General features: G+C 47.9%; 12 protein-coding genes and 1 pseudogene. 6 read left to right on the top strand and 7 right to left on the bottom strand.

Annotated elements, in window-relative coordinates; all coding sequences use genetic code 11:
- The first annotated feature begins 369 nt into the window (after nucleotides 1-369).
- From MA_RS27420 to MA_RS24770, 3 genes are all read left to right on the top strand, one after another.
- Nucleotides 370-534: a hypothetical protein gene (locus MA_RS27420; protein WP_157860312.1), complete on the top strand. Its 165-nt coding sequence runs from the start codon at nucleotides 370-372 to the stop codon at nucleotides 532-534.
- Between the two features lie 127 nt (nucleotides 535-661).
- Nucleotides 662-1486, top strand: coding sequence for a class I SAM-dependent methyltransferase (locus tag MA_RS18150; protein ID WP_011023395.1), 825 nt, complete (start codon nucleotides 662-664; stop codon nucleotides 1484-1486).
- A 406-nt stretch (nucleotides 1487-1892) separates the two neighbouring features.
- Nucleotides 1893-14543, top strand: coding sequence for a GLUG motif-containing protein (locus MA_RS24770; protein WP_157860311.1), 12651 nt, complete (start codon nucleotides 1893-1895; stop codon nucleotides 14541-14543).
- Between the two features lie 14 nt (nucleotides 14544-14557).
- Here MA_RS24770 and tnpC read toward each other — a convergent pair.
- A pseudogene (gene tnpC / locus MA_RS18130) lies at nucleotides 14558-15365 on the bottom strand (IS66 family transposase); the annotation flags it as partial.
- A gap of 1436 nt (nucleotides 15366-16801) precedes the next feature.
- On the opposite strand from tnpC, the gene MA_RS18125 reads away from it, so the two are divergent.
- Together MA_RS18125 and MA_RS18120 are read left to right on the top strand one after the other, a co-directional pair.
- Nucleotides 16802-17128: a hypothetical protein gene (locus MA_RS18125; RefSeq protein WP_048065724.1), complete on the top strand. Its 327-nt coding sequence runs from the start codon at nucleotides 16802-16804 to the stop codon at nucleotides 17126-17128.
- A gap of 443 nt (nucleotides 17129-17571) precedes the next feature.
- Complete coding sequence (locus MA_RS18120; RefSeq protein WP_011023392.1) at nucleotides 17572-18054, top strand: metal-dependent transcriptional regulator; 483 nt, start codon at nucleotides 17572-17574, stop codon at nucleotides 18052-18054.
- A 279-nt stretch (nucleotides 18055-18333) separates the two neighbouring features.
- Here the strand turns inward: MA_RS18120 and MA_RS18115 are convergent, their stop codons facing one another.
- Nucleotides 18334-19485: a methyltransferase gene (locus MA_RS18115; RefSeq protein ID WP_011023391.1), complete on the bottom strand. Its 1152-nt coding sequence runs from the start codon at nucleotides 19483-19485 to the stop codon at nucleotides 18334-18336.
- A gap of 279 nt (nucleotides 19486-19764) precedes the next feature.
- Here MA_RS18115 and MA_RS18110 point away from each other — a divergent pair, with 279 nt between their 5' ends.
- On the top strand, nucleotides 19765-19929 hold the full coding sequence (locus tag MA_RS18110; RefSeq protein ID WP_162013094.1) for a hypothetical protein: 165 nt from the start codon (nucleotides 19765-19767) through the stop codon (nucleotides 19927-19929).
- Between the two features lie 291 nt (nucleotides 19930-20220).
- Here MA_RS18110 and MA_RS18105 read toward each other — a convergent pair whose 3' ends face one another.
- The 5 genes from MA_RS18105 to nikB form a co-directional block, all read right to left on the bottom strand.
- Complete coding sequence (locus MA_RS18105) at nucleotides 20221-21315, bottom strand: methyltransferase (protein ID WP_052279196.1); 1095 nt, start codon at nucleotides 21313-21315, stop codon at nucleotides 20221-20223.
- Between the two features lie 301 nt (nucleotides 21316-21616).
- Entirely contained in the window at nucleotides 21617-22315 is a 699-nt protein-coding gene (locus MA_RS18100) for an ATP-binding cassette domain-containing protein (RefSeq protein WP_011023389.1), read from the bottom strand.
- Nucleotides 22303-23334 carry an ABC transporter ATP-binding protein gene (locus tag MA_RS18095; protein ID WP_048065722.1) on the bottom strand — a complete coding sequence of 344 codons (1032 nt, stop codon included), beginning with the start codon at nucleotides 23332-23334 and terminating at the stop codon, nucleotides 22303-22305. Before MA_RS18095 ends, MA_RS18100 begins: the two co-directional genes overlap by 13 nt.
- Nucleotides 23331-24230 carry a nickel ABC transporter permease subunit NikC gene (gene nikC / locus MA_RS18090; protein ID WP_011023387.1) on the bottom strand — a complete coding sequence of 300 codons (900 nt, stop codon included), beginning with the start codon at nucleotides 24228-24230 and terminating at the stop codon, nucleotides 23331-23333. The genes MA_RS18095 and nikC overlap by 4 nt, the downstream gene beginning before the upstream one ends.
- Nucleotides 24214-25155, bottom strand: coding sequence for a nickel ABC transporter permease (gene nikB, locus MA_RS18085; RefSeq protein WP_011023386.1), 942 nt, complete (start codon nucleotides 25153-25155; stop codon nucleotides 24214-24216). The genes nikC and nikB overlap by 17 nt, the downstream gene beginning before the upstream one ends.
- Between the last annotated feature and the right edge of the window lie 13 nt (nucleotides 25156-25168).

Below are 25168 nucleotides of genomic sequence, written 5' to 3'. Positions count from 1 at the left end.
ATTTTTGGAATAGTCAGATCCAGAGAAAAGGAAATAATGAACTCACTGGATTATGGAACTGAGTCTAAAACAGCGAAGAGCCAAATTTACTTTTGCCCGTACAATTTGAAAAGATACGATTTTCCTTCTTGAAGAACTCTTGTATCTCTGACTGGACAGTATTTCTGGATATTTCTCAGGGGTTTATTGAGATCCCGAGCAGAGCAAAAGGAGTTTTTCGTACATGCAAATAATATACTATTTTACAAATTAATTTCTTCTAACAAATAGTATTTCATATTCTAGTATAATTTTCGGATATACGAAAATTATAAATAGTTACTACAACATTTCAAGTTTGAGGAAAATATTCGCATCCCAAAAATAAATTTGGAAAAATGTGAGGAAATTCCGAAAAATTGGAAAATCTTTTCAGATGCGAAAAACGGAATAAGACTCATATTAATGCCAATTGAAGGAGGCTTTGAAGAAGATGGCAAAAACGAGGTTTGCTGGGAAACAGAGAGGTTAATTCGACTCCAAGGTGGGCGATAATCAGAAAAATTAAGGTTTGAGATGGAAATGTGTCAATCTTGATCAAGGGTAGATGAAGAAGAGGAGAATCTTCCGAACTTATCCGACTAGACTGACTCTCAATTGAAAGATGGGGGATTCTATAAGTATGGCTAATAAGCCGGATTTACAGGATATAACACCGAATTTACAGGGTATATCTGAGACCTTGCTTATCCCGTTGTGGGCGCGGGCCGTTGAAGCAGAACAAACCTGCCCGATAATTAAAGATACAAAAGCAGCGGAGATAATGAACGGAGTAGACTATGATTTCACGAAATTTGCCAATGCATGGAAATCCCAGATCGGGGTTGTGGTGAGAACCAAGCTTCTGGATCAAGCTGTGCGGTGTTTCATTCAAAAGTACCCCGACGCTGTAGTGGTTAACATAGGCTGTGGACTGGATACACGCTTTGTGCAGGTAGATAATGGTAAGATACACTGGTACGATTTGGATTTACCGGAAGTAATCCGCATCAGACAGAATTTTTTTGTCGAAACTGACCACTACAGGATGATTGCCAAATCGGTCTTTGATGATTCCTGGATGGACGAAATTAGTGTAACAGACGAACCGGTTTTGATCATTGCCGAAGGGCTACTGATGTATTTTACCGTGCAGGAAGTCAAAACCCTGCTGAATAAACTGATTTCCGAATTCCCGGGAGCAGAAATGCTTCTGGAAGTTATGAGCCCGGACATCGTGAAGATGAGCAAGCGACATGATACTATAGGCAGAATGGATGCTAAATTTCGATGGGGAGTAAAAGATAGCCAGGAATTGGAAACCTACAATAAGCAAATTAAAGTGGTCAACGAGTGGAATTACTTCGATTATCATAAAGACAGGTGGGGCTGGCTGGGCTGGCTGGCTGTTATTCCCGCTTTTAAAAATCATTTCAATAACAGGATAGTCCATTTGCAATTCACTTAAGACCGGAATTTCCTGCGTATACTGCCAGATCATCGTTGCTGCAATGCATAACTCTAGTATGGTGGCGCATCGCGCCAGAAACATCATTGATATTATAGAGAAGAGGTGATAATAAGGGACGAATTTTCAGAAACCCAGAGGAATAAAGTACAGAATACGATTATGATACCGTTCAGTTGATCGGATATCATCAAAGAAACGTGAATTTGAACAGATTAGCGTATGCTATCGACCAGAATATCAGCTATTTACACACTTTGACAAATGATTTCCAAAGAATGACATGAAGAGGGGTTTATTATGGAAAAACCACACATTACCTTAAGTAATCAGTGGCAATTGAGAAGAATTCTCACCATGCTATTAACGATGGCAGTTGTTCTTTCGTTACTTCCAGCCACTGTATATGCCTTCGATCCTGCGGCGGAAAACTGCACCAGCACTGCGACCATCAACTGTACGTTGGAAAACGCATCTTATACAGGACAAGGAAGAGATAGCAGTGTCGTTGTTCGCAGAGGGCTGCGGAACGGAGTCAGATCCGTACCAGATTGCGACAGCAGAGCAGCTTGACCGGGTGCGATGCTATCCGGATAAGCACTTTATTCTGACTGCAGATATCGACCTCTCCGGCTACGAGAACTGGGAACCTATCGGTACTTTTAAGCCTTTGTCCGACGACCCGAAGGATGAAGAGACCCCGGATCCGGAAGCAGCCTTTACCGGTACCTTCAACGGCAACGGATATATCATTTCCAACCTGACCATCAATCAGCCTGCAGGCACGGCGGTTGGTTTATTCGGGTGCGCCGTCGGCGATGAGAAAAATCCAAGCTCCATATCCAACCTGACAGTGAAAAATGCAGACGTGACCGGATACGCTTTTGTGGGGGGCATGCTTGGCGTTCAGTATTTGAACGGAAACCTGGAAGGCCTGAGTTTGACCGGCGATCAAAATACGGTTAGGGGCAACACCAACGTAGGCGGAATTACAGGCGGCAGCCTGAGTGATATGAAAGACTGCAACGCTGCGGCGGACATCGTGCTCCTGGGCGATGGCGCGAACCACGCGGGTGTTTTGAGCGGCGGCCTGGAGGACGGTTCGTTGCTCAACTGCACGGCGACGGGAGGTACGGTGACGGTGAAAGGAGACAATCGTTATGGAGTGGGCGGACTGGCCGGCTGCGTAATTGAGGGAGCGGCGGTCACCAACTGCCATGCTGATGATGTTTCCATTACAGCTTGTGGTAAAAACAATTCCATGATAGGGGGGTTATTGGGGCATACGGGAGCCTCTGACGCGGAGCACCCCACCCGGGTGATGGGCTGCTCGGCTGATGTCACCATTATCGTGTCAGACAGTACGAGCAGGGTAGGCGGACTGGTGGGAAGCGGGTTTTACCTGGAGCAATACAAGGAGTATTACCCCACGCCGACTATGTATAGTATCGTGAACTGCAGCACTTCGGGTAGCATTACCGGCGGCTCTGAATCCATAGGCAGCATCGCGGGCCATGCCCACAATTCCACCATAGAAAACTGTACCAGCACTATGGCCGTAAACTGCGCATCCGATGCACCTCAGGTAGGGAAGGAAGAAACAGGAGTGGTGCCCCCAACAACCGGGATACTGGTAGTAGCGCATGGCTCACCGGAAGATGAGTGGAACCAGCCGGTGCGGGATGCTGTAGAAGGTATTGATTGTCCGTATCCAGTCGAATTGGGTTTCCTGGAGTTTGTTGAAGGGGAAGATATCGGGACGGCAGTTGCCAGTCTGGAAGAGCAGGGTGTTGAACACATTATCACCGTGCCGATATTTGTAGCTTCAGCTTCGGGTCATATTGAAGAAATCAAATACATACTGGGAATCTCCAGTTCCATTACGGAAGAGGACGCAATTGAGGAAGGGCTGGAAGTAGTTTCGCACAATGCCGAGATTGAAATGACATCGGCCCTGGATGACCATCCATTGGTAGCGGAAATTTTAGATGACCGTATTGCAACGGTTAGCCAGCAGGCAGATCAGGAAATCGTGGTACTGGTCGCTCATGGGACCTCTGAAGAGGAAGATCTGAAAGTCTGGAAAAATAACCTGGCATCTTTAGGGCAACAGCTTAAAGAGAACTATCAATTTTTGGATGTAGATTACGGCTTTGTGGCTATGGGTGAACCGAATGTTAGAGCAGTGGTAGAAGCACAGCAAGCGGAAAATCCCGGAGCTTCCGTTATTGTTATGCCGGTGATGCTTTCTGAAGGCACATTCACCAGTACTACAATTCCTGAAGTTCTAAGCGGATTAACTTACTTATATCCGGCGGAAGGACAGCGTTCTTTACTTCCCCATGATAAAATTTCTCAGTTGATTGTTTCCCGTGCCTATGATGCTATCGGAGTTTTTGCGGGTGGAAACGGAACAACTGAATCCCCCTATCAGATCGCAACAGTGAAACAGCTTGACCAGGTGCGCAACTATCTGGATAAAGACTTCGTTTTAACGGCGGACCTCGATCTCTCTGGCTATGAAAACTGGGAGCCCATAGGTACTTTCCAGCCTTTGTCCGACGACCCGGAGGATGAGGAGACTCCGAATCCGGAACTGGCCTTTACTGGCACATTTAACGGCAACGGATATACCATCTCCAACCTGACCATCGATCAGCCGGAGGGCATGGCGGTTGGTTTATTCGGCTGTGTTGCCGGGGAACAGGAAAGTCCCATTCACATATACGATCTAACTCTGAAAAATGCGAATGTGACCGGAAACTTTTGTGTCGGCGGAGTAGTTGGTTTTCAGTATGCGGACAGTATCATGGAGAATATAACTCTTACTGGCGATAACAGAGTTCAGGGCAACATTTATGTGGGTGGCATTTTAGGAGGCAGCGATATAGGCGGAGGTTCTGCGGAGCTGAGAGAATGCAACGCTGCAGCGGATATCGTACTCGTGGGCGATGCCGCCAATTCCGCGGGTGTTTTAGGCGGGGCTCTGAACGCTTGTTCAGTTATTGACTGCACTGCGACAGGCACTGTGATAGCGGAAGGAGAAGATTATTTTGCGCTGGGAGGGTTGATCGGTGGCGCATTTGAAGGAATAGAAGTCATAAACTGCCATGCCGATAATGTTTCCATTACAGCTTGCGGTAAAAACAATACCATGGTCGGTGGGCTTCTTGGCTATGCTGGAACCTATGGTAAGCAACTCCCAACCCAAGTAACAGATTGCTCGGCTAATGCCACTATCGCAGTGTTGAACAGCACTGAGCGTGTGGGTGGTCTTGTCGGCGGCAGTTTCTATCATGAGTTGGCTGCAGAAGCTAGGCCGGTGCCTGCGCACTATGCGATCAACAGCTGTAACACCTCGGGCAGCATCACTGGAGGTGGAAACGAAGTAGGAAGCATCGCGGGCTATGCCTACGATTCCACCGTGGAAAATTGTACCAGCACTATGACTATAAACAGAGTGTCGGGAAATGTATCTCAGGTAGGGTTGTATGAAAGTGCCTTTGAGGGTGGAAACGGAACTGAAGAATCTCCTTATCGGATCACAACGGCAGAGCAGCTTGACCGGGTTCGATACTATCTGGACAAGCACTTTGTCCTGATAGCAGATATCGATCTCAGCGGATATGAAAATTGGACGCCCATCGGAACCTTTGACGAAAATATTTTCGAAAACGACGGCCATAGTGATATTGCCTTTTCCGGCACATTTGACGGCAACGGCCACACCGTCTCCAATCTGACCGCAACTCACCAGGATCTTGTCGGTGTCGGCCTGTTCAGTGTGGCATCCTCCGATGCAGTGATTAAAAACCTGACCGTGGAAAATGCCTCGGTTACCGGCTACATGTCAGCTGCAGGCATCATCGGCCTTAACTGCGGCTTGGTGGAAAATCTGGCGCTTAAAGGTGAAAATGCGATCTCCGGCATCAACTGCATCGGCGGCATTATCGGTGGACACGGATTTGGAAGCGTTAAGAACTGCACGGTTGAAGATGTAACGATTAACGTGCTGGGCGATAACGACTTTTCAAGCGGGCGCATCATCCAGTGCGATGTGGCCGAATGCGGCGGTCTGATCATAGGCGGCGCTTTTACCGGCAGCATTGAGAATTGCTCTGCCCTGGGCGAGATAATTGCCGAGGGTAACGAGCCCGTTGGCCTTGGCGGTATAGGTGGCTGCCTCGAATATATGGAGAACATCACAGGATGCACGGCGGACGTGACTATTACCGCGCCTAATTCGGCCCATGCGGTCGGAGGTTTATGCGGATACGCGGGCACCGGGGACACGGAAAATCCGGCAGTCATCGAAAATTGCTCGGTCAAGTTTGTAATGAACACGGCCAACGCCACACACATCGGCGGGCTGGTAGGCACGGGACTTTACTACATGGGAATGGAAACAGTGTTTTCCATCGACAATTGCACCATCGAGGGTCAAATAAACGGAGCGGTCACTCCGGGTGCGATTGCCGGACGCGCAGAGAACTGCACCATCGGCAGTGAAATCAGCTACGACGTAAAGTTAGACGGTAATCCTCTCCTGGCAAAGATTGGTACCACCGATAGAATGTACGAAAGTTCCGACCAGCCGGAAAGCGTGGAGGATCTTTCCGCCTGGGCAAATAGCGGCAGCGGCAGCTTTGAATCGCTTGTCAATTATGTAAACGACGATGCTCTAAGCAACGTGTGGAACACCGCAGCTTCCTCCGAGACGGCACAAATGATGGCAGGAATGTTTGGCGTGAATGTCACTGATGGCGCATCTCTAAAGGCCATGTTTGCAAATATGGCATCGGCTCCAGCAAATAACGGTTCGCAGATCTACCAGATTAAATTTGGTTATGATTGCAAGACCATCTATTTCTGTGACCAGGACGGCAATGTCATTGAGTCTCACCCTTACACCTTTGTGGAGAGCAACAACAGTCTGGGAATGTTGGCCGGAGAGACAACCTATGTATTCAAGGCGGATGACGATGCGGGTGTGCTGACCTATATTGCAATGCTCAAACCCCACTTTGACGAGGGTATGGATGAGACCACTATGCCCGCCCACGTCCACTTCTACTATGCCGAAACGAAGAATACGCTGAGTACTTACAAACCGGACAGCATAACACTCAGCAGCTGGATGCCGACCATGCTCCAGATGGGCGATGAGTTCAGTACAGCTGATAAGGTGGCTATGCTAGAATGCCTGTTTGGCATCAATAATGCCTTTGCGGGTGGGGATGGGAGCGATGAATCCCCTTATCAGATCGAAACAGCGGCGCAGCTTGACCAGGTGCGCTATAATCTGGATAAGGACTTCGTTCTGATGGCAGATATCGATCTTGCCGGATATGAGAACTGGCAACCGATTGGAATTTTCCAGCCTGCCTCCAGCGCGCCGGAGGATGAGGAAAATCCCGATCCCGAAGTGGCCTTTTCTGGTACATTTGACGGCAACGGTCATACCATCTCCAACCTGACCATCAATCAGCCTGAGGGCATGGCGGTGGGCTTGTTCGGGTGCGTTGTCGGAACACCGGAAAATCCTTGCTCCATTCATGATCTAAAGGTGGAAAACGTGGATGTTACCGGATCCGCTTTTGTAGGGGGTGTGGTCGGTGTTCAGTTTTTGAACGGTAACCTGGAGCGCTTAAGTTTAACCGGCGAAAGCAATACAGTTCGGGGAAATGCCAATATAGGCGGCATTACGGGCGGCAGCCTGAATGATATGAAAGACTGCCACGCTGCGGCGGACATCGTGCTCCGGGGTGATGGCGCGAACCATGCGGGTGTGTTGAGCGGAGGACTGGAGGACGGTTCGTTACTCAACTGCACGGCCACTGGCACGGTAACGGCGGAAGGAGATAATCGCTATGGTGTGGGAGGCCTGGCCGGCTGCGTAATTGAGGGAGAGGCGGTCGCCAACTGCCATGCTAATGGTGTGACCATCACAGCTTTGGGTGAAAACAATGCCATGATCGGCGGATTATTAGGGCATACGGGAGCCTCTGACGCGGAGCACAAAACCCAGGTGACGGGCTGCTCGGCTGATGTCACCATTACCGTATCGGACAGCACGAGCCGTGTCGGTGGCCTGGTGGGCAGCGGGTTTTACCTGGAGCAATACAAGGAGTATTACCCCACGCCAACCATGTACAGGATCGCGAATTGCAGCACCTCGGGCAGGATCATCGGCGGCTCTGAAGCCATAGGCAGCATTGCGGGCCATGCCTACAATTCCATAATAGAAAACTGCACCAGCACCATAACCACCTACTATGCGTTGGAGAATGTACCTCAGGTAGGAAAGGAAGAAACAGGAATATCGACCCCAACAACCGGGATACTGGTAGTAGCGCATGGCTCACCGGAAGATGAGTGGAACCAACCGGTGCGGGATGCCGTAGAAGGTATTGATTGTCCGTATCCGGTAGAATTGGGTTTCCTGGAGTTTGTTGAAGGGGAAGATATCGGGACGGCAGTTGCCAGTCTGGAAGAGCAGGGTGTTGAACGCATCATTACTGTTCCGATATTTGTGGCTTCGGCTTCAGATCATATTGAAGAAATCAAATACATACTGGGAATCTCCAGTGCCATTACAGAAGAAGCAAGTGAGGAAGGGCTGGAAGTAGTTTCGCACAGTGCCGAGATTGAAATGACATCGGCCCTGGATGACCACCCCTTGGTAGCAGAAATTCTAGGTGACCGTATTGCAACGGTTAGCCAGCAGGCAGGTCAGGAAATCGTGGTACTGATCGCTCACGGGACTTCTGCAGAGGCAGACCTGGCCGTTTGGAAAAATAATCTGGCATCTTTAGGGCAGCAGCTTAAAGAGAACTATCAATTTTTGGATGTCGATTATGGCTTCGTGGCGTTAGGTGAACCGAATGCCAGGGCAGTGGTAGAAGCAAAGCAAGCGGAAAATCCCGGAGCTTCCATTATTGTTATGCCGGTAATGCTTTCCGAAGGCACATTCACAGGTACCAAGATTCCTGAAGTGTTGGCCGGGTTAACTTACGTATATCCGGAGGAAGGACAGCGTTCTTTACTGCCCCATGATAAAATTTCTCAGTTGATTGTTGCCCGTGCCTATGATTCCATCGGAGTTTTTGAGGGCGGAAACGGAACAACAGAATCCCCCTATCAAATTGCTACGGCAGAACAGCTTGACCATGTGCGCAATTACCTAGACAAGGACTTCGTTTTGACGGCGGACATCGACCTCTCTGGCTACGAAAACTGGGAACCCATCGGCGTTCTGACCTATTCCAGCGATGTGAATATGGAAACCGGCGAGATGGATATGGCCAAGGTGTTCTCCGGCAGCTTTGACGGCGACAATTACAAAATTTCCAACATGACGGCCGCCACCGACGGGGATATGGTAGCGGTGAGCGGTCTGTTCGCCTGCTCCACTGGCACCGTCAAAGATCTGACGATGGAAAACGTGACCGTTAATGGCGATGAAACCACCCTAGCGGCTGGCGGCGTGGTCGGCTATGCCATGGGCGGTGAGATTTCAAACGTTACCCTGACAGGCACCAACACCGTCACCGGCACCAACTGCGTCGGCGGCATCGCGGGCGGCAGCGACGGAGCCGATATAAGCGGGTGCACGGTGAACACCGTGGACATCATCGTGATCGGCGACAATGACTTCCATGCGGAGGACTCCGAGACCAAGGGGCGTATCATCCAGTGCGATGTGGCCGAGTGTGGCGGCCTTGTAGTGGGTGGCGGCTTCACCGGTAGCGTTGAGAACTGCACGGCGACCGGTACCGTCACCGCGGCGGGCAACGAGCCGGTGGGACTGGGTGGCATCGGCGGCGCCCTGCAGTGCATGACCGGGATCTCCGGCAACACGGCGACTGTCGTCATCACGACGGAACAGGGCGGCCACGCCATCGGCGGCCTGTGCGGCTATGCCGGCACGGGCGACGACGGCAGCGGCTACGATCAGGATGGCAACTATAATGCCGACCTCCGTACGGTTTCCCCTCCCTGCGAGATCTCAAACAACATCGTAAATGTGACCATCAACGCTCCCGGCGCGACGCATGTGGGCGGCCTGGTGGGTACCGGCCTTTACTTTTACGGCATGGAGGACCGGTTTAATGTGACCGACTGCACGGTGACGGGCACCATCATCGCCGGAACGGACGCCACCTCCTCTTACGGTGTGACAATTCCCGGCGCGGTGGCCGGCCGCGCGGTGGGCAGCAACGTGGACGGTTGCACGTTTACAGGTCTTACGATCAACGGAGCGGTTGCGACGAATAAAGTCGGCGCCAACCAGCTCATGTACGAGAGCGCGGACCAGTATGAGAGCGAGGGCGACACGGACGGCGGGGCCCTGTTGTACGGCCTGACCGACACCTATCAGCCGTTGTTTAAAGGCGCGATCTTCAATGAGGAATACAGCAATTATTGGCACGATTACTGCGCGGTCATTGTCGGCGAAGACAATGCGGCTTACACGGCGGCCGCGATGAAGGCGAGCATCGGTGGCACGCTTTACGGTCCGGAGGCGGTAGCGGCCTATACTGAGAATCCCGAAAGCACCCAGTTCTATTGCGGCTTCACCGGGGATGTTGCGACCGTTATCTTCAACGGCTCGCAGATCAGCGGTTATAATGCAAGCGGAGGGGAACTGTTCTCCCATGCCTACCGCTGTGTCGGTTACGAAACAGCGACCGACGAGACGAGATTCGGCTTCTATATTTTTGAAAGTCTGGATGGCAACGCGGACGAATACAAATATTTCGCAATGGCCCCGGATACGCCGGACACCACCCACCACATCGAGTTCCGCTACGGCAGCGATCTGGATGAACTGTTAAAACTCTACGGGGGCGCATATGCCTACTGGATGGCGGCGGGAATCCCGACGGCCGCGATGAGCGACCCGGAAGAGACCGAAATTGAAGCGGTCATCGCCCTGTTCTGCCTGGAAAATATGGACTACACCGCGGCTCGTACATCCAGTTCCCTGTCCCAGATCAGCGATCTGGTAGGCACTTGGGATTATTATATAGACGGACAGGCTCAGCCTGATACGCTGTACTTTGTGGTAGATGCGAACGGAAACGGCCGCACCTATTCTATGGGGCAGCACGCCCTCGATTATCAGGTTTTCGCCTATGACAACGACGGGTCCGCTTCTGTCAAGTCCGGTATCTATGTCGCCAGAGTCGATGAACCGCAGGCGGCTAAGTATACCATCACAACAAACAGTGCGGGTAAAACCATTTTCACGTTAACCGGAGAAGATGAGGGGCAGGCCTTTACGATCTCCTATATCAAGCAGACCAGCATAATATCGCCGTTTGCAGGAGGATCAGGCACGGTTGAGGATCCGTACCTGATCGCCACGCCGGAGCAGCTTGATCAGGTGCGCAATTATTTGGACCAGCACTTTATCCTGACAGAGGATATCGACCTCTCAGGCTACGGGAACTGGGAGCCCATCGGCGCCTTTGAGCCTTTGTCGGACGCACCGGAGCATGCGGAGGTTCCCAAGCCTGCGGTAGCCTTTACCGGTACTTTTGATGGTAACAATCACACTATTTCAAATGTAACCATCAATGAGCCTATGTCTTTGGCGGTAGGCTTGTTCGGCTGTGCTGTGGGCGCGGAAGGTAATCCCGGCTCCATTCATGATCTGAAAGTGGAAAATGTGAATGTAACCGGATACTATCTGGTAGGCGGTGTTGTCGGCCTCCAGCATACGAATTTTACGGTGGAAAACGTAGCCTTGACCGGCTTGAATACGGTTCAGGGCTTGCAGGGCATTGGCGGCGTGGTCGGAACCAGTTTTGACACCGTGCAAGGCTGCACCGCTGCTGCGGACGTCGTAGTTATAGGCGATGACGGCATATGCGCCGGGGTTGTGGTCGGCGGCACGGACGGAGGCTCGTTGATCAACTGCAGGGCAACCGGCGGTTCGGTAACGGCGACAGGAAATAACTGCTGGGCGCTGGGCGGAGTATGCGGCGCGCCTTATGCGGCACCGGAGATAACGAACTGCACAGCTGAAAATGTGACAATTACAGCTTCGGGTACAGGCGATCGTCTGATTGGAGGACTGATAGGCATTGTCGGCACCTATGGCCAGGACGCCCCCACTTCGGTAACGGGATGTACGGTTACGGATGCAACCATCAACGTATCGGACAGCACGACCTGTGTCGGCGGTCTGGTAGGCGGCAGCACAACGGGTTTTACTCAGAAAATTCCTTCTGTTTTTGCCATAGATAATTGCTCCACATCGGGCACTATCAATGGCGGTTCGGAATCAGTGGGAAGCATAGCGGGTTATGCCTATAATTCCACCGTAGAAGACTGCACCAGCACTATGACATGGAATGATGGCGCTCTTGAACAGATTGGCTATGCTGTAAATGAAGAGCAGACTGCCGATATAGGAATATTAGTAATAGCCCATGGGTCAGATGAAAATTGGAACCAGCGTGTACGTGAATCAGTAGCCGAGGTTGAAGTGCCTTATCCAGTAGAATTAGGCTTTTTGGATGCGGAAACAGAAAACATAGCCATGGCCGTGCAGGCACTGGAGGAAAAGGGAGTGAAACGAATTGTGGCTGTTCCGATTTTCGTATGTTCTGCTTCTAGCCACATGGAAGAAATAAAATACATGCTCGGTTTACCCAGCACGCTGGAAGATGCAGCAGCACAAGAAGAAGGTTTGGAAAGAATCGAAAAAACCACCACTGTGGAATTGACTTCCGCTTTAGATGATCATTTATTGATTGCCGAAATTCTCGATGAAAGATTGAAAAACCTTAGCCAGGATGCTGAGAAAGAAATAGTGGTTCTGGTTGCTCACGGTACATCTAATCCGGAAAATCTAGCTGTCTGGCAAGAAAAGATGGCATCCCTGGGGGATAAACTGCAGCAAATACAGGGATTCAAGCAAGTATATTACGGATTTGTGGGAGCTGGAACACCAAACATAAGAACCGTGGTCGAAGAGGTAAAAAAGAATAATCCTGACTGCACAGTTATAGTAATGCCGGTTATGTTGAGTGAAGGAGTTTATACTGACAGTAAAATACCCACCAGCCTAGAGGGTATAACCTACCTGTACCCCGACGCCGGGCAAAGGGCACTATTGCCTCATGCCAACATGGCCCAATATATTGCATTTCGTGCCAATGATGCGATTATGGGAGACATAAAACTGCAGGAATCAGGACAGATACATGTAATCCAGTATTCCGATGTTGCTCTGGAGGAAGGAGGAAAGGTTTGTGTTTGCGGTTCCTTTGCTTACCGGGCTATGCAGGAAGCACTTGAGGTTTTGAGCCCTGGAGCTGTTGCTGAGCGCAGTCGTTTTACAGCAGTCGGACCAAACTCAGAAGGCACTGAAGCGGCACTGCAAACCATACTGGGTACCGCTAGATATCGTCTGGAAGAACGGCCTCATAATGAAGATTATTATAGTTATCAGATTACTGATCATGAAAGTGGCAGGACATTAACCGTAAAGGCGCGTCCCGAGGTATTTCCGGAGAACTTCTATGCCTTAAAAAACAAGGTTAAAGATAATACCGCAAGCTCTGAGGAAAAAAAGACCTTTCAAGCTCTCCGGGCTCAAGTAGTGGAAAAATTGCGCTGGGAAGATGCCGATAACTTGTTGATCATAGGGGAAAGCACCGTCTTTGAGGGCGGCAGCGGCATGGAGTCCGATCCGTACCGGATCTCAACAGTGGAACAGCTTGACCAGGTGCGCAACTATCTGGATAAAGACTTCGTTTTAACGGCGAACATCGACCTCTCTGGCTATGAAAACTGGGAACCCATCGGTATTTTCCAGCCTTTGTCCGACGACCCGGAGGATGAAGAGACGCCGGATCCGGAACTAGCCTTTAGCGGCACCTTTAACGGCAACGGATATACCATTTCCAACCTGACTATCGACCAGCCTGCAGGCACAGCAGTGGGTTTATTCGGGTGCACTGTCGGAGACGGGGAAAATCCAAGCTCCATATACGACCTGAAAGTGGAAAATGTGAACGTGACCGGAAACTTTTTGGTGGGTGGCGTAATCGGATTCCAGGCTCTGGATAGCGCCCTGGAGAATGTAACTTTGACTGGCATTAATACAGTCCAGGGCTATCAGGCAACAGGTGGCATAACTGGAGGTACCTTTGGAGATCTTATTGGCTGTGACGCTGTTGCGGATATTGTGGTCTTGGGCGATGGCTGTTGCGCAGGTGTTATACTCGGCGGACAGGAAGGGAACTCTGCGGTCCGGGATTGCACGGCGACAGGCACGATAACGGCAGAAGGAGACAATTGCTTTGGCTTGGGTGGACTGGCTGGCAACGCTGGCTACGCCCAGGAAGGAACCGAGGTCACAAACTGCCATGCCGATGTTTCCATCATGGTTTTAGGTGAAAACAATACCCTGGTAGGGGGACTTCTAGGCTTCACGGGTACCTTTGGTGATGATGCCCCCGCAGAGATAAAGGGGTGTTCGGCGAATGTCAACATCACAGTGGTGAACAGCACCGAGCTCATAGGAGGTCTTGTCGGTGGGAGCTTTTATCATGAGTTTTATGCAGATGAGAGGCCAATACCTTCATCCTATGCAATTGAGGATTCTACCACTTCGGGCAGCATTACAGGCGGAGGTTCTACATTGGGTAGCATCGCAGGATACGCCTACGATTCCACCATTGAAAACTGTACCAGTACCCTGACCATCAACGGCGCATCCGATGCACCCCAGATAGGGAAGGAAGAAACAGGAAGTGAGTCAGGAGGTGAGTCAGGAGGTGAGTCAGGAGGTGAGTCCTCAACAATCGGGATACTGATAGTAGCGCCCGGCTCCCCGGAAGATGAGTGGAACCAACCTATACGGGATGCCGTAGAAGCTATTGATTGTCCGTATCCTGTAGAATTGGGCTTCTTAGAATTTGTTGAAGGTGAAAATATCTGGACGGCAATTGCCAGTCTGGAAGAGCAGGGTGTTGAACACATTATCACCGTGCCGATACTTGTGACCTCGGCTTCGGGCCATATTGAAGAAATCAAGTAACTATTCAGGGTATGAGTTAACGGCGCTCCCTTGAGCGCCGCTATAATACTCTCCAAAACAGGCAACCCATTCTTTCTGATTGTAGAAATGTACACTCTAATTCTGCAGAAAGCTTGCACTCCGTTTGTTTTCTGAAAGTTCCTGATATTTTCTGCTGTAGTTTCACCATCCTGACATCTTTTTCTGCTCGATTGTTCTCAAAAGGAACTTTTAAATCTGTGAGGAATCTCAGGGTCTTTTCTTTGTGTTCTATAAACCTATCCAGCAGATTCCTTGCCTTGGTTTTTGGCTTCTCCACGTTTTCCTTGCTTTTCAGGATTTAGAGATTGTGGATTTTCTTCAATTCCTTTTATGACTATAGCATCAAACCTTTCTTCCAATGCTTTAATTTGCTCAAAATCCAGTTCTTTGACTTGCTTTTTGCATTCGTCAGTATACTTTTTCATCTCAGTGAGCAATTCATTCATTTCTTTAGCCCACTGCTGTTTATAGTTCTCTTCAATTCCAGTAAGTTCTCTCTGTAAATGAGCATTGCACAGAACATGATCACAATCATAAGCGTTGTAGGGGTTACATCCATCGTGAACAGTTACTCCCCTAAATTCAGGAAGAATTCCCATAACATTTTGCCTCATATCCTTTTTTGGGGTGAGAGAAATAACAGGTGTATTTGTCAGTAGGGGCTACATGAAGCCAGTGCCTTTTTTCTTTAATTTTCATACGGGGTTCGTCAAAATAAATAACGGGAGAAGCCAGCAACTTCTCTAGAATAATGCTTTCAAAAACCTCTAAATTCTCAAAGCATTCTTTTTCGGCCCTAATGCCTGGCAGGTTGCGTGTTCGATGGCCTGGATATCAAATAATGCCATGCTGAAGTTAGGATAAGGGCGCCAGGAGAAGACAATCTTATGACAGGAGGGCTGTTGGAATATACAGGCACGTATGATGTGAATAAACCTATCCTCTTAACTAACTGCTTGGCAGATGCCACAATCTCGGTATCATGCAACGCGATACGTATCGGGGGTTAGCTGGCGGAGGCTTCTAGCATGAGAAATATAAATCGGTGAGACCGGTACCTTCGTTTTATAGAATTACGGACTGCAGCACATCGGGAACCATCACCTGTGGCTCCAGATTAGGCAGCATTGCGGGCTACGCTTAATTCGACATTAGAGAATTGCACCAGCACGCTAACCTGGGCATGCCACAGGAAAATAAAACAAATAGGGTATTTTGAAAACGGTACAGACAAATATCCCTGCAAGCAGCCGTTACAGGAAGCCCTACCCTCATCAGGTTGTAAAAGCAGAGTAGCACAAAAGGGTGCGATACTGACAGGACAGGCATTTGGCATGAAAGTCCATGCATACTTTCATTTTTTGTGCCTGTAATTCAGGAATTTCATGTGCGTTTTTGAGGTGGGTGCGGGCATATCTTATGCTTGCAATAAAATGCCAAAACAACTTTTATTTGGATACACAAAAAGATTTGTTATTACAAATAATATTTTCTATTCAGATTTTATTTCATATATAAGAATAATTTTCGTATATCCGAAAATTATAAATAGTTCCCGGTGCATTACAAATATGTGGAAAAGATTAGTAAGCCGAAATAGGTTTGCAACATAGAAAATGGCTGAAAAATAGGGGAAACCGAATACGATGGGAATATGGGAGTCCGCCGGTGCTTAACCAAAAAACACCACTTAAAGCTTGGCGGAATAAAACCAAATAGATATAATATTTTCAGGAAAAAGGAGGTGAAACTAGAACTGAGGAAATAAGAATTGATGAACTATTAAACAGCAACTTAACTCCTAAATTGCATCTCACAAAAAGCTAAAAACTGATACTCCAAAATAAAAAATATGGGAATATAAATTCCAAAAGAAGGTTAACTGAAAAAGTCACAAAAGACACACCCTTGGCAATGTCCGGTTTAGATGTAAAGTTCCAAGTACCAAAGTTCCAAATACCGGAAATTGTTTAGTCAAAAAGTTCCACACATTAAGAAATAAAAGAACAGAATTAAAATATACGATACAGGATTTACAGCAAACTCACGACACTGCCATAGCTTATATTAAAAGAAGTTAACCAGGAGGTTTGAACTCTCGGGGCGTATGATAAAACTCGACAAACAAGAAACGGAGTTCAAAAGCAAGGAACATCTCTAAACTGAGTGCTGGCAAATCTACCTCAATGGACAAGATACGAGATCACGACTAAGAAGAAATGCAGGTATATAACACTTTGACAACAGGTTACAAATTCCAGGCTTTTGAACTCTTTCAGACCAACGGGAAGGAAGAGCAGGATAGAGACGCCTCCGCTAACTTTGAAAAACTCCCGATAATTTCTGTCCTGTATTCCTTTTCCGTGAAAAACGAGGTGCATATGTGTAAAAAGCAAATTGTGTTCAGAAATGACCTTTTAACGTGCAAATCCCAGGAATTCTCTGTCACCGAATCCTATGCTATTGTTACCCATTCAGCCGTATTAATTCCCGACTGTAAAATCTTTAGGAAGAACTATAATCCTAATAATCCTCTAATTAATCCTAATAATCCAAAATGGTGATATAAAATGGAATACGAACTTGAAGAAGTCGAGCGAGATTACATAGAATTCAGAAAAGAAATCGGAGAGAATTGAAAAATATTTAATAAATGAGTGTTTGAATATAATTTCTTATCGTATAAATTTCTTTTTTAAAAGCAGGTACTAAGGCTTTTAAGAATATCACCATCTTGAGGAATTTTTAATATAATTTTAATGGGTTTACGTTTCAAGAGAGAGCTGATTAGCAGGCTTCTCTTTCGTTTTTCGTTAATTTATTCCGTACTCAATTATTCAGTATCAATTTTACTTTTTTCAGTCATATTCCGACCTTTTTCATTTCAATTACATAGCCACCTTTCACATAACCATCACTTTCATACAGCTATCCTTATATGTCTTTCCCGCATAACTGAATGTAGTAATCGAAATATATTCGGTACTCAAAAAAGGGTTCGAGTTTTATGACAACGGAAAGAGATGAAGACTATCTGAAAATTATTGCATCAATTGTAGAAGAAAAAGGGTACGCTAAAGTTAAAGATGTAGCAAACGAGCTGGAACTCGGCCCTTCAACTGTTACAGGTATGTTCAAAAAACTGGATAAAGAAGGTTACATAAATTATGAAAAGTACGGTGGAGTAACCCTTACCGAAAAAGGTATGGAAATCGCCAGAAAAACAAGGGAAAAATACAGCATGTTAAAGGATTTTCTCATGCATCTGGGGATTGATGAAAAGACCGCAGAAGAAGACGCGTGCAAAATTGAACATATCCTGAATCCAAAAACGGCACAGGCATTAAAAAAATTCATAGAATTTACGGATAAAGAAGATGAATCAAGAATCTGGATAGAACATTTCAGATATTTTGTCCAGACAGGTGAATATATAAGCTGCTCCCCTGAAAACAGGGATAAGTGTCCAGTTCATGGTAAAGGAAATTGAGATATTTTTCGGGCTTTTTTGACTTAAACAGGGCTTTTTCCATACTGACCTGAGAATCTATGAAGAAAATCAAAGGGTATAAGAAGTATGTAAATGCTGGAACCATTTTAGCTGATAGAAGAAGCGCCATGGAAGGAGCACCCCTGGTCTAAAGCTCCGGATCACAGGAAATTCAGGAAGAAAATGGTAAGCATGGAATTCGTGAGTAGAGAATTCCTGCTATATAGAATTTTGACCTGTACAGGTTTGATGAGGCTCCCTTTTCCCGTAAAATTCCCCTCATACTTTCCAGGCAAATACGATCCTTGACCCGTCTTTCATATCAAGGGCCCGGAAGACTTCAAGCCCGTAATTGCCCAGCATCTCTATATATTCGGAAAAGGGTACGCTGTTTTCGAAACTGTATCCTGATCCTCCTTTCTTTACATCCTCAAAGGTCCAGAGGTTCCAATCAAGGCTTATCAGGGGGCTGGATTTCATTTTTTCATCAGGGACCTGCCGGGTTACAAAAACGCCTCCGGGGCTGAGGGCTTCGGAAATCTTCGGGATAAGGGAAGGAACTTTTCCCCCGGGATTAAAGGAAGAAAAGATAAGATCATACCCGCTTCCGATTTCATCAGTAAAAAAGTCTCCTGGAATTATGTCCACATTTGAGGCTCCATACTTTTCTATGAAATATTTAGTCTTGTGAGTAACCGGAGGAAGGTCAAAAACAAAAGCCTGAAGGCTTTCATTCAACTTAGAAAAAACGATTGCATAAAGCCCGTGTCCTCCCCCGAGGTCTAGCATCTTTTTGACATTTGTAAAATCTACATTTTCCAGCACAACCCGGATCGTATCCTGAAGAAGCCCGCAGTGCGCATTTTCAGCCATGCAGTGGACTACCTCTCCGAAGAAATGCCCTTTCTCGACGATCTCAGGCCCCTTCATCATAATCTCCGGAAGCCGGGTCCAGAGTTCAGCATTCCTGAGTCTTTCGGCAAGGTAATGTTGCTGGGAAAAAGGAGAGCTCTCCAGAAGATACGTTGCACTCAGTTCCGAGACCAGGTACACTGCCCCCACATTTGTTCCCCCGGAATCATGGTTCAGGTTCTCAGTACCGGCTTCAGATTCACCTTTTTCCCGCATCTGCGCTTTTCCGTTCTCATGTACCCCTTCCTCAAACCTGTCAAGGAGCCCGAGGCTGTGGAGAGACTCGCAGAAGTGAGGCATAAGCACCGGGTCACAGCCAAGCTTTTCAGCCAGGACCCCTGCTGATAGAGGAACTTTTAGAGCTTCGAATACCCCAAGTTCAATCGCTGCAGCAATGAGCCTGAACTCCCTCAGACCCCGAACGGAAGAATCAACAAGCTTGAAAAATCGGTCCGGGTCTACATCAGGCTTTTCCAGCAAGTCAAAAAATGATTCAGTTTGATTTTCGTTATTTTCCATACCATTTCTCCTATTCCCATATATTTCTTCGATTCATTACTTCTTTACCCATCTCTCTGATTCGACAGGACATTTACAGTTTATGATAATGAAAGTAAACCAGGTAAAATGAATTCGTTGAGTGGTAGACAGTTTGATGGAGGCAGTTTTATGGAGGCAATTTGATGAAGGCAGTTTTACGGAGACAGTTTAATGAAGGCAATTTGATGAAGGCAGTTTTACGGAGACAGTTTCACAGTAAAGATCAGCTGAAACCCTTTGACCCCCGTTTTTAAAGGAATGAATGAAAGAGTCAAAAACGGAAAAATTCAAACCATTAAAAGGACTCCAGGTGTTCCAATTAACTGTGTTGAGCCAAACCTTGATGATCTATTATTTCAAATGATAATTCCCTATGCATTTGCCCCTAAAATTACTATTTTACCAAAATATCATGACATTTGATAAGATAAAAAATTTTTCTTATAGCAATGGCGGTAAACGCTGTTAACTGAAGGTGTTACACTAAGGAAATCAGATCTTAGGAATCAGGCATTAGTAATGTATTGGAAAAACTCCATAGATATTTCTATCCGTTAGTTTCTTACAGTGCCCTCAGCAGTTTCCAATTTCTGGCTATATTTTTGATCTGCTCTCTTTTCACTCCTTCATTATTCTTCACTATTTGCAAGACCATTTGCAGGAACACTTTTCTGTGTCGAGCATGACAATGGCCTCGTTCAACGCCCCGAAGTTTCATTTCTTCTTTGCAAACACCATCCTTGACCCCTCTTTCAGGTCCAGGGTCCTGAATACTTCAAGCCCGTAATCTCCCAGCATCCCTATATATTCATTGAAAGGAACGCTATTTTCAAAGCAGTATCCGGTACCTCCTTTCTTTGTGTCTTCAAAGATCCAGAGGTTCCAGTCCAGGCTGAAGAGAGGATCAGCTTCAGTATTTTCATCAGGGACCTGCAGGGTTACGAAAAAACCCCCCTCATTCAGGGCTGAAGCGATTTTAGGAATAAGTTCGGGAGCCTTGCCGCCAGGGTTAAAGGATGAGAAGATCATGTCGTACCCGGTCCCAAGTTCGTCCTTAAAGAAGTCTCCGGGAATTACATCCACATTGGAAGCCCCGTATTTTTCAATATACTGCTTCGTTTTTATGGTTACAGGGGGAAGGTCGAATACAAAGGCTTCTAACTGCTCGTTCATTTTTGCAAAAGCAATGGAATAAAGCCCGTGTCCTCCTCCCATGTCCAGGAGTTTTCTGACCTTTCCTAAATCAACGCTTTCCATAACCGTACTTACGGCTTCCTGGAGCAGCCCACAACGGGTGTTTTCAGCCATGCAACTTATAATCCCCCAGAAAAAAGGACCTTTATCGACAACTACAGGCCCTTTCTTCATAAGCTCGGGCAAACGGGTCCAGAGAGCAGCATTCCTGGACATTTCGGAAAGATATTGATGCTGAGAAAAAGGACTTTCCTTAAGGAGATATGTAGCGGTAAGTTCCGAATTCACATACCGGGGAAAAACCGTGCTTTTTCCGGCTTTTCCTTCGCCCTCTTTTTCCGTCCCCTCTTCCTCAGCTACCTCCTCAACCATGTCCAGCAGCCCGAGCCTGACAAGAGCCTCGCAGAAATGGGGAACTAACACCCGATCAAGCCCCATTTTTTCGGCAAGCTCCCCTGCCCGAAGGGGGGTTTTCAGAGCTTCAAACACCTCAAGTTCAAGAGCCGTAACGAGCAACCTGTACTCTTTCAGTCCCCTGGTCGAGTTTTCCATGGTCTTGACGAGGCGGTCCACGTCCACATCTGGAGTTTCCATTAATTCGTTCTTTACTTTCATGTTCAATCTCCTTTTACACTTTCTTTTTTTACGCTTTCTTTTCGTCTTTGCATTGAATGTAATTGCGAGCATGTAACTGCCAAATATGAAAGAATCAATTGGAAATCAATCGGAAACGATGGTAACAAATCTGAAATCAATTGGAAACTAATCGAAAATCAATTGGAAACTAATCGAAAATCAATTGGAAACTAATCGAAAATCAATTGGAAACTAATCGAAAATCAATTGGAAACTAATCGAAAATCAATTGGAAACTAATCGAAAATCAATTGGAAGCTAATCGAAAATCAATTGGAGATCACCTGAAATCAATTATTTTTCCCTCTTCCATAACCGCGATCTCATCGCTCATCCACTTTACAACTTCCGTATCATGTGAGATGAAAAGGAAACTGATCCCGTAGTTTTCCTGAAGGCTTTTTAGCAGGGAAAGAATCTGGGCCTGGACAAGCGGGTCAAGCATGGATGTAGGTTCATCCGCAACTATGAACTCAGGTTTCATGCCAAGGACCCTGGCTATTGCAATTCTCTGGAGCTGACCTCCGCTCAATTCCCCGGGATAACGGAAAAGCAGTTCCTCACTCAGGGAAACTGTCTCGATAAGCTCCTGTACCCGTTCCCTTTCTTCGTCCCTTTTGCAAAGCCTGTGAAGCCTCAGGGGTTCTACAATCGCCTCATAAACCTTCATCTTCGGGTTCAGGCAAGATTCCGGATTCTGAAAAATAATCTGCATTCTGGTCCCCAGATTTTTCAGGGCACTACCCTTAAAGCCCGAGATATCCTGGCCCGTAAAAAGAACCCGCCCCGAAGTAGGTTCAAGCAGCCTTAAAACCGTTCTTCCGAGCGTAGATTTTCCGCAACCGCTCTTTCCGACAAGCCCGAGAGTTTCTCCTCTTTCGATCTCAAAACTAACCCCGTCAACTGCCTTACGGACCTCTTTTTTGAACAGCCCTGAATAATAGTACTTTTTCAGGTCCTCTACCTTCAACAGTTCCATGCTCCCTCCTTCTCCACACCCGAGGGAGCAGATTGTAAAGTAAGAGAAGGCCGAGCTGCAGTTTCCTTTCTCCTGCCCTTTTCGGAGAGAAAGCAACGGGTAAGGTGTTCATCACAAAACCCCCGAAGTGCCGGGTGGACCTGTGAACAGACCTCAAGCCGGAAGCTGCAACGAGGATGGTACCTGCATCCCTGAGGAGGAGAAAGGAGACCCGGAGCCTGCCCTGAAACGGTCCTGAACCCACTCCCGGGAAGCGAATGCAACAGGTCAAGGGTGTAAGGATGTTTGGGGTTGGAAATTACCTCAGCTGTCTTTCCGACTTCTACGATTTCTCCGGCATACATGACTGCAATTCTGTCAACAAAGCTGCCGGCAAGCTCCAGGTCATGCGTGATAAGAAGCATTGAAGCATTTTCCCTCCGGACAAGCCCGGCAATCAGCTCCGCAATCTGCAATTTAGTATCCGTGTCAAGCCCCTTTGTTGGTTCGTCTGCTATCAGAAGCCCGGGACTGAGGGCAAGCCCGATTGCAACCATGACTCTCTGCAGCATCCCGCCGCTGAACTGGTGCGGGTAATCATGCCCTCTCAAAGAGTTTATTCCCACAAGCTCAAGTATCTCTCCGGCTTTCTCTTCTGCTTCTTTTTTTCCCATGCCTTCGTGGTAGCGGTAGATTTCTGCAATCTGCCTTCCTGTAGAAAGGACAGGGTTGAGACAGGCCGAAGGGTTCTGGAACATGATTCCGATTTCTTTCCCCCTGAAGAATCTCATTTCCTTCTCGGGGAGGGAAAGAAGATCCGTGTCCCTGTAAACTATTTTTCCTTCAATTTTTGCGTTACCAGAGAGTAGCCTCAAAATGGCCTTTCCAAGAGTGGTCTTTCCACACCCTGTCTCCCCGATAAGTCCCAGGATCTCCCCTTCTCTTATCTCAAGGGAAATACCCTCATTGGCCCTTACAGGGCCTTTTGAGGTTTTGAAAGTGACATTCAGATCCTCTATTGAGAGAAGAGGAGAACTCATCTTGACAGCACCTCCTGATCTGCAGGCTGCCCAAGGTTGTCCCTCAAACCGTCTCCTGCAAAATTGAACGCAAAAACCGTGAAGATAATCATCAGACCCGGGAAGAATGTGAGATGTGGAGCCGTGCGGAGGTACGGAATCCCGGCTTTGAGCATGGAGCCCCATTCCGGAACAGGGGGCTGAATTCCTAGCCCGAGAAAGCTCAGGGCCGAAGCAAAGATAATAACGTGCGCAATTTCAAGAGTTCCAAGCACGATTACGGGCTCCATGCAGTTCGGAAGGATATGTTTTCGCATTATGTAGAAGCTTGAAGGTCTCAGAGCCCTTGCAGCCTCCACAAAAGCCCTCTTCCGGAGAGACAGCACCTGTCCGCGTACAAGCCTGGCATAAGCAGGCCACTGAGTAAAAACAAGGGCGAAGACCACACTTGAAAAGCCAGGACCCATCAGCCCTGCAATCACGAGGGCAAGGATGATGTTGGGAAAAGCCATCACAATATCTACTCCTCTCATTATGGCTTCATCCAGCACGCCGCCCCTGTACCCGGAAAGCAGCCCCAGGGATGTGCCTGCAATGGATGTTACCGCAACTACAAGGAGACCGATACCCAGAGAAATGCGCGTGCCGTAGATAACCCTTGAAAAAATGCAGCGCCCCAATTCATCGGTCCCGAAAGGATATTCCAGAGAAGGCGAAAGAAGCCTGCTGTCAAGCCTCTGGGCAAGGGGGTCGTGCGGAGCAAGTTTTGGGGCAAATAGGGCCAGAACGCAGAGGACGGCGATAAGCAGTATACCTGAGACTGCAAGCCTGTTCTTCCTGAATTCCCCGAAACTCAACCTTTTTTCAGCCAGGTATGCCTTTTCAGTTCTCACCGTTCTTTCAATCAGATCTGTCATATCTTATCCTCGGGTCAAGCACTGCATACAGGATATCGACTACAAGGCTGGAGAAGGAAAAGAGCACGGCAATAAAGAGGACACAACCCTGAACCATGGAAAAATCCCTCGCAAAAATCGAGTCGACAAGAAGTTTTCCAATGCCGGGCCAGGAAAAAATGCTTTCCACAATCACGGCTCCCCCCAGAAGGTATCCAAACTGCATTCCTGCAAATGTGATAACCGGGAGCAAAGCATTTTTCAGGGCGTGCCGGAAAAGGACAGTGCGCTCGTCAAAGCCCCTGGCCCGGGCAGCCACTATATATTCCTGCCCCAGCACTTCGAGCAGGCTTGCCCGGGTAAGCCTTGCAGTAACCGCAGCCATTGAGCTGCCAAGGGTGAGAGCAGGAAGTACAAAGTGTTCCAGGCTTCCGTACCCGAAACTTGGGAAGAGAGGGAGGATCAGGGCAAAAAGCCAGATCAGAAGAAGCCCGAGCCAGAAGTTCGGGATAGAAACCCCTACCAGAGAAACAAACATACAGCCGCTGTCAAGCAGGGTGTTTTTCCTGAGTGCGCCCAGAACACCTGCGGGCAGGGCAATTAGCAGGGAAACCAGCAGGCTGACAATTGCAAGTTCTACAGTTGCAGGCAGTTTTTGGAGGATTTCGGAAAGGACATCTTCGGAGGTCACAAGTGATTTTCCGAAGTCCAGCCTGAGCAGGTGACCCATCCATATGAGGTACTGCATATGCACGGGGGCATCAAGCCCTTCTGCCTCTCTCAGGGTTTCAATCTGGCTGGTACTCAGGTCATCTCCGTACCTTGCAAGGGCTATAACCTCGGCAGGGTCACCGGGAGCAAGGTACATCGCAGAAAAAGCTACAAGCGTAACTCCTGCGATTACGACGGAAACCATTGCCAGACGTTTTGCTATGTACCTCCACATGGGAATCTTCCGG

The sequence above is a fragment of the Methanosarcina acetivorans C2A genome (assembly GCF_000007345.1).
GTDB classification, from domain to species: Archaea; Halobacteriota; Methanosarcinia; order Methanosarcinales; family Methanosarcinaceae; genus Methanosarcina; species Methanosarcina acetivorans.
This window is presented reverse-complemented; position numbering and strand designations above follow the sequence as displayed.